This window comes from Streptomyces iconiensis, assembly GCF_028657195.3.
GTDB classification, from domain to species: domain Bacteria; phylum Actinomycetota; class Actinomycetes; order Streptomycetales; family Streptomycetaceae; genus Streptomyces; species Streptomyces iconiensis.
Genome location: NZ_JANCPR020000071.1, coordinates 22448 through 39116, shown reverse-complemented (window position 1 = coordinate 39116; position 16669 = coordinate 22448). Strand labels below are relative to the sequence as shown.

The window sequence follows — 16669 nt, the reverse complement described above, 5'->3', positions numbered from 1 at the left end:
CCCTCGCCCCACGGGGCCAGGGGAGCCGCATTCGCACCGCGAGGAAGCCTCCACCGCGCCGTGCTCGACGTATGGGCCTACCGTCCACCACGTGACCGGAGGTGCCCGGACCCACCGCTCCGGCCGCCCGGCACCGCCGGACACCGCCGTCCCGCGTCCCACCGTGGCGGCGGAGAAGAGGGGTGGCCCCACCCCCTCCGACCCCCGCACCGTGGTTCCGGGGCGCCCCCGCGAAGGCGCCGCACAGAGTGGTCACGGGGCGCCTCGGAGAGGTGATGGCACGAAGTGGGGGCGTACAGGGGGGTGCCGGGACGTGGGAACGTACGGACTTTGGGGTGGCTTCTACGCGCGTAGGCAGGGACGGGCTACCCTCATCGGGTGAACGCATCTGCCACGACGCACTCCCCCGACGACCCTTACCGCAACGCCGAGGCGGCAGCCGCCGAGCTGCGCGCGCTGACCGGAACGGACAGCCACGACGTGGCCCTTGTGATGGGCTCGGGCTGGGTCCCCGCAGCGGACGCGCTCGGCGTCCCCGAGCACGAGTTCGCGGTGACCGCATTGCCCGGGTTCCCGCCGCCCGCCGTGGCGGGCCACGCGGGCAAGATCCGCTCGCACCGCATCGGTGACAAGCGGGCGCTGGTCTTCCTCGGGCGCACACACGCGTACGAGGGCCGCGGTGTCGCGGCCGTCGCGCACGGCGTGCGTACCGCGGTCGCCGCGGGGTGCAAGACGATCGTCCTGACGAACGGATGCGGCGGCCTCCGCGAGGGCATGCGCCCCGGCCAGCCCGTTCTCATCAGCGACCACATCAATCTCACCGCCACATCCCCCATCACCGGCGCCAACTTCGTCGACCTCACCGATCTCTACTCGCCCCGTTTGCGGGCGCTCTGCCAGGAGATCGACCCGACGCTGGAGGAGGGCGTCTACATCCAGTTCCCCGGCCCGCATTACGAGACGCCGGCCGAGATCGGTTTCGTCCGCGCGATCGGTGGTGACCTCGTCGGCATGTCCACCGTGCTGGAGGCCATCGCCGCGCGGGAGGCGGGCGCCGAGGTGCTGGGTGTCTCGCTCGTCACCAACCTCGCCGCCGGCATGACGGGCGAGCCGCTCAACCACGAAGAGGTTCTTCAGGCGGGCAAGGACTCGGCCAGCCGTATGGGCACGCTGCTGGCCCAGGTGCTCGACAGGCTCTGAGCACGGATCCTGAGAGCACCGGGCGGGCGGGTCCCGGCAGGACCTGCCCGCCGTGACCACCCCACGCCGTATGCCCTCCAGCGCGAAAGGCAGGACAGGAACCGTGCGCGACGAACTGACCGATCAGGCGACAGAAGCCCCGGCAGGCGCACCGGCCGGTGAGCCCAGCGGCTCCGGCCGACCCCATGGCACCGGCGCCCCCGGAAGCTCCGACGAGGCGCTGTTCGCACGGGCGCGGGCCTGGATGGACGAGGACCCGGACGCGGAGACCCGCGAGGAGCTGGCCCAGCTCATCGAGGCCCGCGAGACGGACGAGCTGCGGGAACGCTTCTCCGGCACCCTCCAGTTCGGCACGGCCGGTCTGCGCGGGGAACTGGGCGCCGGCCCGATGCGGATGAACCGCGCGGTGGTCATCAGGGCCGCCGCCGGGATCGCCTCGTACGTACGTGCCCAGCTCAGTGACCGTCCGATGGCGGAGCGGCTCGTGGTCATCGGCTACGACGCGCGCCACAAGAGCGCCGACTTCGCGCGGGACACGGCCGATGTGATGGCGGGTGCCGGGCTGCGCGCCGCCCTGCTGCCTGAGCCGCTGCCCACGCCCGTTCTCGCGTACGCCGTACGGCACTTGGGGGCCGAGGCCGGGATCATGGTGACGGCCAGTCACAATCCGCCGCGCGACAACGGCTACAAGGTGTACCTCGGCGACGGCCTCCAGATCGTGCCGCCCGCCGACGCCGACATCGCGGCCCGTATCGCCGACGTGGGCCGGCTCGCCGAGGTGCGGCGTCCCGGCTCCGGCTGGGACGTGCTGGGCGAGGAGATGCTGAACGCGTATCTCGCGCGTACCGGTGCCGTGCTCACGGAGGGCTCGCCGCGTGATGTGCGGGTCGTCCATACCGCCATGCACGGCGTGGGCTCCCGCACGGCGCGGCTCGCCTTCGAGCGCGCCGGCTTCCCCACACCGGTGCCGGTGCCCCAGCAGGCCGATCCCGACCCGGACTTCTCCACCGTGGCCTTCCCCAACCCGGAGGAGCCCGGCGCGATGGACCTCGCCTATGCGACGGCGCACGCGTACGCCACAGAGACCGGGGAGCGGCCTGATCTGGTCATCGCCAACGACCCCGACGCCGACCGCTGCGGGGTGGCCGTGCCCGACCCGTCGGCCGGGGCGGGCTGGCGGATGCTGCGCGGCGACCAGGTGGGCGCGCTGCTGGCGACGCATCTGATCCACAAGCGCGCACACGGCACGTTCGCGACGACGATCGTCTCCTCGTCCCTGCTCTCCCGTATCGCCCGCGCGGCCGGACTGCCGTACGAGGAGACGCTGACCGGCTTCAAGTGGCTGGCCCGCGTGGACGGCCTGCGGTACGGCTACGAGGAGGCGCTCGGGTACTGCGTCGACCCGGAGGGCGTGCGCGACAAGGACGGCATCACGGCGGCGCTGCTCGTCGCCGAGCTGGCCGCCGAGCTGAAGCAGGCGGGGCGCACGCTGTCGGAGCTGGTCGACGACATCGACGTGGAGTACGGCGTGCACGCGACCGACCAGCTCTCGGTGCGCGTCGAGGACCTGTCCCTCATCTCCGACGCCATGGTGAAGCTGCGTGCCCAGCCGCCGACCGCGCTCGGCGGGCTCCCCGTCGAGCGCGCCGAGGACCTGACGCGGGGCACGGAGGCGCTGCCGCCGACCGACGGGCTGCGCTACCACCTGTCGGGCCCGGACGGCAGCGGTGTGGGCAGCGGGCGCGTGATCGTACGGCCCAGCGGTACCGAGCCCAAGCTCAAGTGCTATCTGGAGGTGGTCGTGCCCGTCGGCGAGGTGTCCGACCTGGCGCCGGCGCGCGAACGGGCGGCCTCGGTGCTGGCCCGTATCAAGGACGACCTGTACGTGGCCTCGGGCTTCTGATCCCGGGCCCCCGGCCGGAACAGCGGCGCCCACCTGCGAGGCTGAACGAGTGGGGCCGCTGCCGTCCGGGGTGGCGGCACGGTTGAGGGAACGGAAGCGGACGATGTGGAACGGCGAGCAGCTCGATCTCGACGCCTACCTGGCGCACCTGGGCTACGAGGGCGACCGCGCCCCCACCCTGGAGACGCTGCGCGCGCTCCACCGCGCGCATGTGCTGACGGTGCGCTGGGACACGATCGACAGCTTCCTGTACCGCTCCGTCGCGCTGGACCTGCCCTCGCTCCAGGACAAGCTGCTGCACCGGGGCCGTGGCGGCTACTGCTACGAGCACGCGACGCTGTACGCCGCCGCGCTCGAACGGCTCGGCTTCCGCTTCACCGCGCTCTCGGCCCGTATCCAGATGGGCTCCGGAACGATCCGTCCCGCGACCCACGCCGTGCTGCTCGTGGAGCTGGACGGCCGCCGCTGGCTGAGCGACATCGGGTTCGGGGCCAGCCCGCTCGCCCCGATCGAGCTGGTGGACGGCAACGAGGTGACCGTCGAGGGGTGGCCGTTCCTGCTGCGCGAGGGCGAGGTCACGCCGGGCGCCGAGGGGTGGGCGCTCCATCAGCCCGGCGAGGACGGCGGCTGGATGGTCCGGCACACCTTCACGCTGGACCCGCGGTACCCGGTGGACTACGAACTGGGCAACCACTACATCGCCACCGGCGCCCACTCCCCCTTCAACCGGCGCCCCTTCATCCAGCGCATGAGGCCCGGCCGTGTCGACCAGCTCGACGCGCTCACATGGACGACCGCCGGGCCGGAGGACACCTCGCCACCGGCGGCGCACGTGCTGGAACCCGCCGAGCTGCCCAAGCTCCTCTCCGACACCTTCGGCATCGAACTGTCCGACGAGGAAGCGGAGTTGCTCGTCACCCGCATGAGCGAACCGGCGGGCTGAGGGCCTCTGCCCTCAGCCCTCCAGTCCTTCGAAGCCGGCCGGAGCCCGGTCTACGCCGCCTCCGCCTCGACCGGCTTGGGGATGAGGAAGGACGCCAGCACCGCGACGGCCAGCAGGACCACGCCCGCGAGCATGCCCGCCGTGTACCCGGTGGAGGACGAAGCGTCGGCGGGCTTCGCCGCCGTCTGCACGGCATAGATCACGGCGAAGCTCAGCCCCGAACCGAGGTTGAAGGCGCCCGCGTTGAGCCCCGGCAGGAAGCCCGGGTTCTCGCGCGGTGACAGGACGATGCCGAGCCCGTTGAGCACGATGTTGCCGACGCCCGCGTAGGTGATCCCGACCAGGACCGAAGCCGCGAGCAGCATGATCCGGGAGTGCCCGTCGAGGGTGAGCATCATCAGCACCACCGTGCCGGCGGCGCCGAGCAGGCCGAAGCGCAGGATGCGCCCGTAGCCGTGGGTGGCGGCGAGGCGTCCCGCTATCGGTCCCATGACGAGCCCGGCGATCGCGTACGGGGTGAGCGTCCACCAGGCCGACTGCTCGGCCGACATGCCGAGTCCGGCGTGTGCGTCCTGTGCGAAGGCGGGGAGCAGCCCGTTCATGATGGCGAAGACGCCGGTCATGGTGAGCAGCGTGGTCAGCAGGGTCGCCCAGGTGGAGCGCTGCCGCAGGTGCCGGGTGGCGACCAGGGGGTGCGGACTGCGGTCCTGCGTACGCCAGAACAGCGCGAAGGCGACGGCGGACAGGACGACGAGCACGCCGACGAGCGGCCAGTTGGCCGCGCCGAGCTTGCCCGCCTCGTTGAGCGCGATCAGCATCGCGCCGACGGAGACGACGAGCAGGGCGACGCCGGGCCAGTCCATGCGGGTCGTGGTGCCGGCTTCGGCACGTGACTCGGGGGTGAGGGTGGCGACCAGCAGGGTGCCGAGGGCGGCGACGCCGCCCATCGCCCAGAACACGGAGGCGAAGCCGTGGTTGTCGGCGAGGTAGCCGCCCGCGAGGGAGTCGACGCCCGCGATGCCGCCGTTGACGGCGGTGATGACGCCCAGCAGCGTGCCGTACTTCTTCGGCTCGGTGACCTCGACGCGCAGCATGATCAGGCACAGCGGGACCGTGGGCCCGGAGACGCCCTGGATGACGCGGCCGGCGAACAGCATCGGCACGCTCTGCGCCAGGGCCGCGACGACACAGCCGACCGCCATCAGCGCCAGCATCCCGGCCAGCACCTTGCGGCGGCCGATGAGGTCGCCCAGTCGCGGCAGGAAGAGCGAGAAGAGCGCGGCCGAGGTGAAGAACGCCGTCTGGGTGAGCCCGATCTCGGCGGGGCTGGCGTCCAGGGTCCGTTCGATGCTGCTGAGGGCCGGGCTGAGCATGCTCGCGTTCAGCTGGAAGGCGAAGCACGCGGTCAGCAGCGCGGCGAGCAGCACTCCTACCCGGACGGGACGGCCGGGGCCGCCGGGGCGGGCAGCGGCGGCCCCGGTGCCCGAGGTGGCGGGAGCGTTCATTCCGCTACGTCGCCGATCCGCTCCAGCGCGTCCACGACCAGGTTCCAGAAGCGCTGGTGGTCGAGGTCGACAGCGACCTGGGTGTGGCAGTCGTCCGGCGCCGGCGCGCGCAGGTCGGTGACGGTCATGCCGAGGGTCAGCCCGCCGCGCAGCTCGATGTCGACGGGCGCCTTGCGCACGGTCATCACGTCCGGGTCGATGACGTAGGCGACCGCGCACGGGTCGTGGACGGGCGGGTGCGCGAAGCCCTGGGACTCCAGGTACGTCGCGCCGAAGAAGTCCAGCAGCTCGCCCACGAAAACGGCGGGGCGCGTGCCCACTTCGGCGATCCGCTTGCGCACCTCGGGGGTGGCCAGCGCCTGGTGGGTGAGGTCGAGGCCGACCATGGTGACGGGCCAGGGCTCGTTGAAGACGATGTGCGCTGCCTCGGGGTCGATCACGATGTTGAACTCGGCGACCGGGCTCCAGTTCCCCTGGTGGTAGCCGCCGCCCATCAGCACGACCTCGCGGACGCGCGAGGCGATACGGGGTTCCTTGCGCACGGCGAGCGCGATGTTCGTCAGGCCGGCGGTCGGCACGATCGTGACCTCGCCGGGCTCGTGCGCCATGACGGTGTCGATGATGAGGTCGACCGCGTGCCGCCGGTCCAGTTCGAGACCGGGCTCGGGGAGTACGGGCCCGTCCAGGCCCGACTCGCCGTGGATGTCGGCCGCCGTCTCGATCGTACGGACGAGCGGCCGGGGCGAACCGGCGGCGAAGGGGACACCGGTGATGCCGGCTATCCGGGCAACGGACAGCGCGTTGCGCGTGACCTTCTCCAGCGTCTGGTTGCCGACGACGGTGGTGACGGCGAGCAGCTCGACGTCCGGGTTGCCGTGCGCGAGCAGCATGGCGATCGCGTCGTCGTGGCCCGGGTCACAGTCGAGGATGATCTTTCTGGTCAACGGTGGAGCCCCTTTGCTCTGTTCACTCTCACTCTGTGCGCGCTTGTCCGCGTTCACTCTGTGCGCGCCTGACCGCTCGGTGCTCGCGCTGTGTCGTACCGGTTTCCACGACGGGAAATCGTTCTCCGAAGACTCTGCGCACAGCCCGGCACGATGTCAATGGAGGTCTGGATCACACCCTTTTCAGGGCCTCTGGGCTGGGCGATTTCCCGGTGATAACGTTTGCCGCCCTCGCCCTCCCGGCGGCCGGATCGAGAGAACGGGAACGGTGACGCCCAGTGTCCGAACCCACGCTGCGCGACGTGGCACGCGCCTGCGGCTGCTCCGTCGCCACCGTCTCGCGCGTCCTGGCGGGCACGCGTCCCGTCGGCGCCGAGACCACCCGCCGTGTGCGCAGGGCCGCCGAGGAGCTGGGCTACCGGCCCAACCAGGTGGCCCGCGCCCTGCGCAGCCGCTCGACCGGCACCGTCGGCCTGGTGCTGCCGCAGATAACGAACCCCTTCTACCCCACGCTCGTACGGGAGTTGACGCACGCGCTGCACGCCGACGCGCGCGCCGTGCTCCTGGCCGACTGCGACGACGACCCGGCGATCGAAGCCTCCCGTATCGAGTCGCTGCTGGCCCGGCAGGTCGACGCGCTGCTCGTCGTCCCCGTCGACGCCGAACGCAGCGCCGAGGCCGTCGCCGCTGCCGCGGCACGCGTACCGCTGGTCCTGCTGGACCGCAGCTGCGGCCCCGGTGTCGCCGACTCGGTCGCCGTCGACAACACCGCGGGCATGGCCCTCGTCCTGGACCACCTCGCCGCCGCAGGCCGCCGCCGCTTCTGCTTCATCGGCGCCGCCGGCACCACCTCGTCGGCCGCCGAACGCCGCGCCGCCTACGAGGCAACGGCCACGGCCCACGACCCGCTGGCCGCCGAACGGATCGAGCTCGGCGACTTCTCGGTGGAATGGGGCCGCGAGGCGGTCGGCCGGCTGTGGGCGGGGCCCGAGGGGACCACGGCCGGGGACCGCCCCGACGCCGTCGTCTGCGGCAACGACCTCATCGCCGTCGGCGCGCTCCAGCAGCTGCGCCAACTCGGCATCGGCATACCGCGCCAGGCCGCCGTCACCGGCTTCGACGACATCCCCATGGCGAGCGTCGCCGAGCCCGCGGTCACCACCGTCCGCCAGCCCGTGTCCGAACTGGCCGCCGAGGCGGCCAGATTGCTGGACCGGCGCCTCACGGGTGCCGACCCGGCGACGGCCCCGCAGCGCACCTTGCGGCTCGCCCCCGAGCTGGTGGTACGCGCCTCCACCTCGCCTGACCCCAACTCGCCACCGTCCACACAGAAGGCAGCAGTGCAGTGATCGCAGTCGTCGGAAGCCTCAATCTCGATCTCGTCACGTCCGTTCCGCACCACCCGGTGCCCGGCGAGACGGTGCTCGGCGGGGACATCGCCCAGCACCCGGGCGGCAAGGGCGCGAACCAGGCCGTCGCCGCCGCCCGGCTCGGCGGGCACGCCGCGTTCGTCGGCCGCGTGGGGGACGACGACGCGGCCGACGTGATGCTGGGGGCAGCGCGCGACCAGGGCGTTGACACCACCCACATCCGCCGTACGCCCGGAGCGCCTACGGGTCGCGCGCTGATCGCGGTCAACCCGTCGGGCGAGAACAGCATCATCGTCAGCCCCGGCGCCAACGCGCTGCTCTCGGCCGCCGACTGCTCCGAAGCGGCCGGCCTGCTGCGCGAAGCGCGGGTCACCGTCCTCCAGCAGGAGGTACCCGACGAGGCCAACCACGAGGCCGCGCGCCTCTCCGGCGGCCTCGTCCTGCACAACCCGGCACCGGCAGCGGCGGGCAGCCAACTCCCGCCCCGCGTGGACCTGCTCGTCCCCAACCGCACCGAACTCGCCACGCTCACCGGCACCTCCGTGCCCGAGACCCTCGACGAGGTCACGGCCGCTGCCCGCAAGCTCATGGGCCCCGGCGGCGCGGGCGGCGGCGCGGGCGCCGTCGTCGTCACCCTCGGCGGAGACGGCGTGCTCCTCCTCGAAGGCGCGCGCACGGCGGCCCTCCACATCCCGGCCTTCCCCGTACACCCCGTGGACACCACGGCAGCCGGCGACTCCTTCTGCGGCGCCCTGGCCGTAGCCCTGGCCGAAGGCCACCCCCTTGAGCACGCCGCCCGCTGGGCCTCAGCAGCAGCCGCGGTCAGCACCACCCGCGCAGGCGCCCAACCGTCCCTGGCCCACCGCGACGAGGTAGAGGCACTGCTCAGCCGGCACGCGGGCTAGCTGGTTGTTGGGGGAGGCGCCCCGAAGGGGCGCGGGGAACTGCGCGGCAAGCCACAGCCGACCCGCAGCCCGCAAAGCACCACACACACGGCGGGGCACGCACCACACACGCAACGCCCACACAGCGCGCTCACACGCGGAACGCGACTAGCGCGTGGCGAACAGCACGATCAGAGCGACCGCTCCCGCGACCGCGGGGCCGAGGATCTCGAACGCCCAGTGCACGGAGACGCTGCCCTGGGCGCTCTCCTTCTGCCCGTGCGTCTCGACCAGTTCGCGGATCTCGTCGATCGCCTGATCGGAGCTGGCCCGCTTCTCGGTCAGCTCCGCCTCCCCCGGCGTGACGTTCGGCAGGCGCCGACCGCCGAAGAGCTGGCCGACCCCGGGCGCCGGGGGCTTGCCCGCGGCGACGCGTTCGTTGTGCCGGGTGGCCTTCTTGCGGTCGCGCAGCGAGACGGGGATGGCCCAGAGCTGGTACTTCGAGCCGTCCGCCACGACCTCGCTGGAGTAACTCGCACGCACCGTCTCGACCGTGCCCCAGGGCATCTCGATCGTGCGGAACGGGTTACGGACCTTCATGCGCCGCTCGCTAGCGAAGACGGCGGGCCGCAGCGTGAACCCGACCACGAGTGGCGCGGCGAACAGCAGCCCCGCGAGCGCGAACCATGGGGTGTGGCCGTCGCCGCCGATCACCGCGTCGGTGCCGAGCCAGACACCGAGCGCGAGCAGCAGCACGCCTCCCGCCATCCCGGCCGGCGACCGGAACGCCCGGTCGGCGAACTCCTCGCCTCCCGCCCCACCAGCACCGTCGCTCCCGCTCTTCTCCTCGCTCGTCATGCGACCGATTGTGCCGGACCGTCCGGATGACGGACATTGCGGTACGGCATCGATGCGCCGGGCGGGGCGGGCGAGCGGCACGGACAAGGAGGGCCGCACAGCCGCGGGGCCGTCGTCAGGTGGCTCCGAGCAGGTCCAGCAGAGCGCTGCGGTATACGGCGTAGACCTGGGGCAGGTCGTCGATCCTGGCCCGCTCGTCGACGCCGTGCAGCCCCTCATAACGGACCCCGAAGCCCGCAGTGGCGGGGATGCCCTCGCCCGCGAGGAGGTTGCCGATGTTCGAGGGCCCCGCCACCTTCGCGCGTACGGCGACGCCCATGCCCCGGGCGGCGCCCAGCAGCGCGGCTGCGGGCTGCTCGTCCGGCCTCAGCCGGAAGGGTGGCCAGGCCGCGGCAGGGGTGATCCGGGTGGCCCGCGGCCCTGGCAGCTCCGCTTCGAGTCCGGCGACGGCGCCCCGCACCAGCGCCTCGGCCTCGTAGGCGCCGAAGGAGGGAGTCGTCCGCACATCGACGTTCAGCTCGCACCGGTCCGGCGTCACGGAGAAGCCCTCGCCCCCGTGCACGGCGGTCACCGTCAGCTTCGGCGGCAGCGGGAACCCACCGCCGCCCGGGGCGCCGCCGCCCGGAGCCCCCTTTCCGGCCCAGGCGCCCCCGTCACCGTCGTCACCCCCGTCACTCCCGGAACCGCCACCCGCCGCCGAAGGATCCACCACAGGCAGCTCCGCAGCGTCGAGCAGCCGTACGAGGTGCGCGGCGCGCGAGACAGCTCCGAGCGAGGTGCCGGAGGAGCCGGAGTGACCCGAGGTGGCGTACACCGTGAGCGTGGCACGCCACAGGCCCCGGCCGCCGACCACGACCTCGTTGAGGCCCGGGTAACCGATCATCACGCCCGCGGGCCGCGCGGCGAGGGGGTCGGCAAGATAGGCGCGGGCACCGCCGAAGGCACCCGTGTGCTCGTCCACGTCCAGCAGTACGGCGAGCCCGCCCCGCAGGTCCCGCGCGCGCGGCAGGAGTTCGGCGGCCAGGTGGCAGAACGCGGCGGCTGCCAGCTTGGAGTCGGCAGCGCCCCGGCCGCGCAGCCAGCCGTTCACCACGTTTCCGCACGTCGGCGCGAACGACCACGCCGCCTCGTCCCCGAAACCCGCCGTGTCCACGCACGCGTCCAGCACCCACCACGGTCCCGGTTCGCCTCCCGGTACCTCCACGACGAGGCCCACCGTCGCGCCCCCACCGTCCCGCAGCCTGCGGTGCGCGAGGCGGCGTCGCGTCAACCACCGTTCCAGAACGCCCAGTACGGGCCCGTAGTCGTCGACCCCGCCCCTGCTCGGCGCCCGCACCAGCTCCTGGGCCAGCGCGGTCACGGACTCGGCCACGGAGCCCTCACCGGAGTGCGTATCGGGCTCACGCCAGGGCCCGCCCGTCGCGGGCTCACGCGTTCCGGGCTCGCGTGTCGCGGGCGCACGCGAGGGGTCACGCGTCCCGGGCTCACGCGACGACCCGCCCGCGGCGGCGTCGGGCCAGGACTCGGTCATGGCCGGCTCACGCCCGGAACCGGCCGACGAAGCGCCGCTGCCAGGGCGTCTCGACGGCACGCCGGTTGTAGTGCTCGCGGACGTACGCCACCGCTTCTCCGCGCGGCACACCGTCGACCACCGCGAGGCATGCCAGCGCCGTACCCGTACGCCCGTGCCCTCCCCCGCACGCGAACTCGACACGTTCCGCCGCGGCCCGCGCCCACGCCTCCTGCAGCGTCTCGGCCAACACCTCGCGGTCCGACGGCAACCAGAAGTCCGGCCACCGCACCCATCGCTTCTCCCATGTCACTTCCGGCGGCATGCGCCCCAACAGGTATACGCCGAACGCGGGCTTGGGCCCGTCCGGTACCGGATACCTGACCCCGCGCCCGCGCACCAGCCGCCCGGAAGGCAGCCGCAGTACACCGGGGGCCTGCTGATCCCATGTCGCACTCATGCGGCGAGCGTAATCGCGACGTACCGCGCCCGCGCCAGTTGGCCGGAACCCGCGTGGCCAGGCGGTCAGGTGTGGATGGCGAGCTTGAACTGCGCGTGCACCAGGGCGCGGGATCTGCCGGCGTTCTGCCCCACGCGGACGGCCAACGGCACGTGCGGGTGCACGAACAGCTCGTGGTGCTTGGTGAAGCACTGCATACCGGGACTCGGGGTCCGGTGATCGGTCGCCGTGGTGTCGTTGGGCCGGTCGGTCAGCCCGAGCGGGTCGCGTACGAACTGGTCGCGCAACTCGGTGTAACCGCCGGCCTCCCACTGGATCATCGCCGTCACAGCGCCCCAGCCGTCCGCCGAGGGCCAGATCAGGCTCGCCCGGCCGTCGGTGCGCCAGTTCTCCACCCGGTGCCCGTCCGGCTGAAGCACCTGATGCATGCCGTGCTCGTCGTACGACTCACCGCCCCCGAACGGGAACCGCACCACGTGGTAGCCCCCGTCGGCCGGGAAGACCTGACGTTCGCTGAGGATCAATGAGCACACGAAGACCGACATGTTCGGCCCTTTCTGTCGCGTCGTACGGGAGGGGAGGCGGCAGACACGAAGGGGTCGCCGCGCGCCGCGCGTGTCTGAACCGCGGGCGGCGCAAAGGGGGGGAGTGCGAGGGGTGTACGCATACGATGCCCCCGAACTCGGGCCCCCAAAGCGGGAGTTGGCGGCTGACGGCGGAATCCCGAGCAGTGAAGGCGGTCGGTACCGGCGTACGGATGCCGCGTGGAGCGGTCCCACGAAGGGCCCCGGTGGTGACGCACAGGGCTCCCGCGAAACCGGCCCCGCATCCCCGGGCCCCGGGCCCGCAAGAAACCGCACCCCCGGCCCGCGCGGCGTCCGGGCCCGCCTCGAACGAAGAGGCCCGCCCCCGCACGAGGGGCCCGCCCCACACAAGAGGCACCCCCCGCCTCCCACAGAGAGCCCCGCCTCGCACGAAAGGCCCGCCTCGAACGAAGGGCCCGCCCCACACAAGAGGCACCCACCCGCACGAAGGCCCGCCAGGACACACTCCGTGCCGTCCCGTCGGAGGAACTGAAGGGGTGACACACGGCTACGCGCGTAGATATGGTGCTGTGGTGACCATGCCTACCGATGCGGACACCTCGTCCGATGCCGCCCTCCGCCGCCAGTTGCACGGGCTCCCTGGAGTCGACGCGGTCGGGCTTGAGGCCCGGGCCGCGGCGCTCGGGACCCGTTCGATCAAGACGACAGCGAAGGCGTACGCGCTGGATCTGGCGATCTCGATGATCGACCTGACCACCCTTGAGGGCGCTGACACGCCCGGCAAGGTGCGCGCGCTGTGCGCGAAGGGCGCCAACCCGGACCCCACCGACCGTTCGACGCCCAAGGTCGCGGCCATCTGCGTCTACTCCGACATGGCCGCCACGGCCAAGGAGGCGCTGGTGGCGAACGGCGCCCCGGAGATCAAGGTGGCGTCCGTCGCCACGGCGTTCCCCTCCGGCCGGGCCGCGATGGCGGTCAAGCTGGCCGACACCAGGGACGCGGTGGCCGCGGGGGCCGACGAGATCGACATGGTGATCGACAGAGGCGCGTTCCTGTCCGGCCGCTACCTCCAGGTCTTCGAGGAGATCCAGCAGGTCAAGGCGGAGTGCGCACGCCCGGACGGGGAGGAAGCGCACCTCAAGGTGATCTTCGAGAACGGCGAGCTGGCCACCTACGACAACATCCGCCGCGCCTCCTGGCTGGCGATGTCCGCCGGCGCCGACTTCATCAAGACCTCGACCGGCAAGGTCACCGTCAACGCCACGCCCCCCGGCACGCTGCTCATGCTGGAGGCGGTACGCGACTTCCGCGCGGCGACGGGCCGCCAGGTCGGGGTGAAGCCCGCAGGCGGTATCCGCACGGCGAAGGACGCCATCAAGTACCTGGTGATGGTGAACGAGACAGTGGGTGAGGACTGGCTCAGCCGGGACTGGTTCAGGTTCGGGGCCTCCAGCCTGCTCAACGACCTGCTGATGCAGCGCCAGAAGCTCTCGACCGGCCGTTACTCCGGCCCCGACTACGTGACGGTGGACTGAGGTTTCCGATGACGGAACTGACACAGCAGACGGAAACGGCGAAGCCGGCGGCGTTCGCGTACGCACCCGCGCCCGAGTCGCGCGCGGTCGTCGACATCGCGCCGTCGTACGGCCTCTTCATCGACGGGGAGTTCACCGACAGCGCCGCCGGAGGGCTGCGCAAGACGGTGTCGCCCGCGACCGAGGAGGTGCTCGCCGAGTACACCCAGGCGGAAGCCGAGGACGTGGACCGCGCGGTGAAGGCGGCCCGTAAGGCGTTCGGGCCGTGGTCAGCGCTGCCGGGAGCCGAGCGCGCGAAGTACCTCTTCCGCATCGCGCGTATCGTCCAGGAGCGCTCGCGGGAGCTGGCGGTGCTGGAGACGCTGGACAACGGCAAGCCGATCCGCGAGACCCGCGACGCCGATCTGCCGCTCGTGGCCGCGCACTTCTTCTACTACGCGGGGTGGGCGGACAAGCTCGCGTACGCCGGGTTCGGTGCCGCGCCGCAGCCGCTGGGCGTGGCGGCGCAGGTCATCCCGTGGAACTTCCCGCTGATGATGCTCGCCTGGAAGATCGCACCGGCGCTGGCGACCGGCAACACGGTCGTGCTGAAGCCGGCCGAGACGACGCCGCTCTCCGCGCTGTTCTTCGCCGACATCTGCCGGCAGGCGGGGCTGCCGAGGGGCGTCGTCAACATCGTCACGGGCGACGGCTCGACGGGCGCCTCGCTCGTGGGCCACCCCGGCGTCGACAAGGTCGCGTTCACGGGTTCCACCGCCGTCGGCAAGGAGATCGCCCGTACGGTCGCCGGCACGGACAAGCGGCTCACCCTCGAACTCGGCGGCAAGGGCGCCAACATCGTCTTCGAGGACGCCCCGCTCGACCAGGCGATCGAGGGCATCGTCAACGGCATCTTCTTCAACCAGGGCCAGGTGTGCTGCGCCGGCTCCCGGCTGCTCGTGCAGGAGTCCGTGCACGACGAGGTGCTCGACGCGCTCAAGCGGCGCCTGACGACGCTGCGCGTCGGTGACCCGCTCGACAAGAACACGGACGTCGGCGCCATCAACTCGGCCGAGCAGCTCGCCCGTATCACCGAGCTGGCCGCGGCGGGCGAGGCGGAGGGCGCCGAGCGCTGGTCCCCCGCGTGCGAACTGCCGTCCGACGGCTACTGGTTCGCACCGACCCTCTTCACCGGCGTCACGCAGGCGCACCGTATCGCCCGCGAAGAGGTCTTCGGCCCCGTGCTGTCCGTGCTCACCTTCCGTACGCAGGAAGAGGCCGTCGCCAAGGCCAACAACACCCCCTACGGACTCTCGGCCGGAATCTGGACGGAGAAGGGTTCGCGCATCCTGAAGATGGCCAACCAGCTGCGGGCCGGCGTCGTCTGGGCCAATACGTTCAACAAGTTCGACCCCGCCTCGCCCTTCGGCGGCTACAAGGAGTCCGGCTTCGGCCGCGAGGGCGGACGGCACGGTCTGGAGGCTTACCTTGAGCACGCCTGAGCCACGGCTCCCCGTCCTGAAGACCTACAAGCTGTACGTCGGGGGCAAGTTCCCCCGGTCCGAGAGCGGCAGGGTGTACGACGTGACCGACTCCCGCAGCACGTGGCTGGCCAACGCGCCGCTCGCCTCACGCAAGGACGCGCGGGACGCGGTCGCCGCGGCGCGCAAGGCGTTCGGCGGCTGGTCGGGGGCCACGGCCTACAACAGGGGCCAGATCCTCTACCGGATCGCGGAGATGCTGGAGGGGCGGCGCGACCAGTTCGCCACCGAGGTCGCCGCGGCCGAGGGCGTGTCCCGTAACAAGGCGCTGGCACGCACGGACGCCGCGATCGACCGGTGGGTGTGGTACGCGGGCTGGGCCGACAAGGTCACCCAGGTCGCGGGCGGCGCCAACCCCGTCGCCGGCCCCTTCTTCAACCTCTCCACCCCCGAACCGACCGGCGTGGTCGCCCTGTTGGCCCCCCAGCGCTCCTCGCTGCTCGGCCTCGTCTCCGTACTGGCCCCCGCGATCGTCACGGGCAACACGGCGATCCTCGTGGCCTCGCACGAGGCCCCGCTCCCCGCCCTGTCCCTGGCCGAGGTCCTCGCCACGTCCGACCTCCCGCCCGGCGTCGTCAACATCCTCTCCGGCAACACGGCCGAGCTGGCCCGCCCCCTCGCGGCGCACCAGGACGTGAACGCGATCGATCTGGCGGGCGCCGCCCCGGAGTTGGCGACGGAGCTGGAGGTGGCAGCGGCGGACAATCTCAAACGCGTCCTGCGCCCCACCACGGACACCGACCCCCACACCCCCTGGACCGCCGACCCGGGCACGTCCCGCCTCCTGTCCTTCCTGGAGACCAAGACGGTCTGGCACCCCATCGGCACCTGACCCGTCCTCCGGGGCCCGCGGCTACCGCGTTCCTGGCCGGCGCGAAGGCAGGCGCCTTCGACCACCTCGCGGAGTAAGACGGAGCGAGGCGGGTTGGTGGCACCCCGGCGTCGGCCCGGCCCCCGTGCCGGCACACGCCCCAGTCGGTGGCCTCCCGGATGATCAGCAGCAATCCGCTGCCCCCTTCGGCCTCGGCCCCGAGCCCGGGGCCGAGGCCGGGGTCGGGGTCGGGCCCGGCCCGGCACGGTCTGCGCCCGCCGCGACCGGACCGGTGTCACCCGGACCCGTGTCCGCCGGACCAGCGTCCGCCGGGTCCGGTTCCGCCCGGTCCGGGTCGGGTTCCGACCAGTCCTGGGCCGGGTCCGTCCGGTCCCGGTCCGGTCCATATCGGGCAGGCACGTTTCTTCAGGGGCGCCGGGGGCCAGATCCTGTACGAGGACATGGAGGGCGCCGTCCTCGGTCCAGCCGGCGCGGAAGCCGATCGGTGCGGGGGTGAGGCTGTGGCTGGAGGCCACCACGGCGTTGGTGACGGCCTCGCGGTCCCGGTGCCTCCGCTTGAAGGTGGAGCGGGCGTTATACCGATACAACCCACAACATCCGCATCACACCATTGAGTGATTCACCTGAGAACCCATGGACACAACACGGGCCCCTGTGTGG

At 72.3% G+C, this 16669-nt stretch carries 14 protein-coding genes; 8 read left to right on the top strand and 6 right to left on the bottom strand.

Going from position 1 to position 16669, the window contains the following annotated elements:
* The first annotated feature begins 378 nt into the window (after positions 1-378).
* The 3 genes from NMN56_RS39940 to NMN56_RS39930 all read left to right on the top strand — a co-directional run bounded on the left by NMN56_RS39940 (position 379) and on the right by NMN56_RS39930 (position 4046).
* Complete coding sequence (locus NMN56_RS39940) at positions 379-1200, top strand: purine-nucleoside phosphorylase (protein WP_274047151.1); 822 nt, start codon at positions 379-381, stop codon at positions 1198-1200.
* 244 nt (positions 1201-1444) lie between these two features.
* Positions 1445-3103: a phospho-sugar mutase gene (locus NMN56_RS39935; protein ID WP_274047202.1), complete on the top strand. Its 1659-nt coding sequence runs from the start codon at positions 1445-1447 to the stop codon at positions 3101-3103.
* A 49-nt stretch (positions 3104-3152) separates the two neighbouring features.
* The gene (locus NMN56_RS39930; RefSeq protein WP_347178850.1) at positions 3153-4046 is read left to right on the top strand and encodes an arylamine N-acetyltransferase family protein; all 894 of its coding nucleotides are present in this window, start codon (positions 3153-3155) and stop codon (positions 4044-4046) included.
* A 50-nt stretch (positions 4047-4096) separates the two neighbouring features.
* Here the strand turns inward: NMN56_RS39930 and uriT are convergent, their stop codons facing one another.
* Positions 4097-5551, bottom strand: a complete 1455-nt coding sequence (gene uriT, locus NMN56_RS39925; RefSeq protein ID WP_274047152.1) for a uridine transporter UriT — start codon at positions 5549-5551, stop codon at positions 4097-4099.
* Positions 5548-6495: a uridine-preferring nucleoside hydrolase UriH gene (uriH, locus tag NMN56_RS39920; RefSeq protein WP_274047153.1), complete on the bottom strand. Its 948-nt coding sequence runs from the start codon at positions 6493-6495 to the stop codon at positions 5548-5550. Before uriH ends, uriT begins: the two co-directional genes overlap by 4 nt.
* Positions 6496-6773: 278 nt before the next feature.
* Between uriH and NMN56_RS39915 the strand changes: the two genes are divergently transcribed.
* Both NMN56_RS39915 and NMN56_RS39910 read left to right on the top strand, forming a co-directional pair.
* Positions 6774-7844, top strand: a complete 1071-nt coding sequence (locus tag NMN56_RS39915; RefSeq protein WP_274047154.1) for a LacI family DNA-binding transcriptional regulator — start codon at positions 6774-6776, stop codon at positions 7842-7844.
* Entirely contained in the window at positions 7841-8770 is a 930-nt protein-coding gene (locus NMN56_RS39910; RefSeq protein WP_274047155.1) for a ribokinase, read from the top strand. Before NMN56_RS39915 ends, NMN56_RS39910 begins: the two co-directional genes overlap by 4 nt.
* 147 nt (positions 8771-8917) lie before the next feature.
* Here NMN56_RS39910 and NMN56_RS39905 read toward each other — a convergent pair whose 3' ends face one another.
* The 4 genes from NMN56_RS39905 to NMN56_RS39890 form a co-directional block, all read right to left on the bottom strand.
* Positions 8918-9607 carry a PH domain-containing protein gene (locus NMN56_RS39905; RefSeq protein ID WP_274047157.1) on the bottom strand — a complete coding sequence of 230 codons (690 nt, stop codon included), beginning with the start codon at positions 9605-9607 and terminating at the stop codon, positions 8918-8920.
* A gap of 115 nt (positions 9608-9722) precedes the next feature.
* Positions 9723-11138 (bottom strand): M20/M25/M40 family metallo-hydrolase, encoded by a 1416-nt coding sequence (locus NMN56_RS39900; RefSeq protein WP_274047158.1) that lies wholly within the window; start codon positions 11136-11138, stop codon positions 9723-9725.
* Between the two features lie 7 nt (positions 11139-11145).
* Positions 11146-11577 carry a protein-tyrosine phosphatase family protein gene (locus NMN56_RS39895; protein WP_274047159.1) on the bottom strand — a complete coding sequence of 144 codons (432 nt, stop codon included), beginning with the start codon at positions 11575-11577 and terminating at the stop codon, positions 11146-11148.
* A gap of 65 nt (positions 11578-11642) precedes the next feature.
* Positions 11643-12122: a hypothetical protein gene (locus tag NMN56_RS39890; RefSeq protein ID WP_274047160.1), complete on the bottom strand. Its 480-nt coding sequence runs from the start codon at positions 12120-12122 to the stop codon at positions 11643-11645.
* A 578-nt stretch (positions 12123-12700) separates the two neighbouring features.
* Between NMN56_RS39890 and deoC the strand changes: the two genes are divergently transcribed.
* Genes deoC through NMN56_RS39875 form a run of 3 tightly spaced genes read left to right on the top strand, consistent with a single transcriptional unit; the run spans position 12701 to position 16009 of the window.
* Positions 12701-13657 carry a deoxyribose-phosphate aldolase gene (gene deoC / locus NMN56_RS39885; protein ID WP_274047204.1) on the top strand — a complete coding sequence of 319 codons (957 nt, stop codon included), beginning with the start codon at positions 12701-12703 and terminating at the stop codon, positions 13655-13657.
* An 8-nt stretch (positions 13658-13665) separates the two neighbouring features.
* Complete coding sequence (locus NMN56_RS39880) at positions 13666-15138, top strand: aldehyde dehydrogenase family protein (RefSeq protein WP_274047162.1); 1473 nt, start codon at positions 13666-13668, stop codon at positions 15136-15138.
* Complete coding sequence (locus tag NMN56_RS39875; protein ID WP_274047164.1) at positions 15125-16009, top strand: aldehyde dehydrogenase family protein; 885 nt, start codon at positions 15125-15127, stop codon at positions 16007-16009. Before NMN56_RS39880 ends, NMN56_RS39875 begins: the two co-directional genes overlap by 14 nt.
* Positions 16010-16669: the final 660 nt, after the last annotated feature.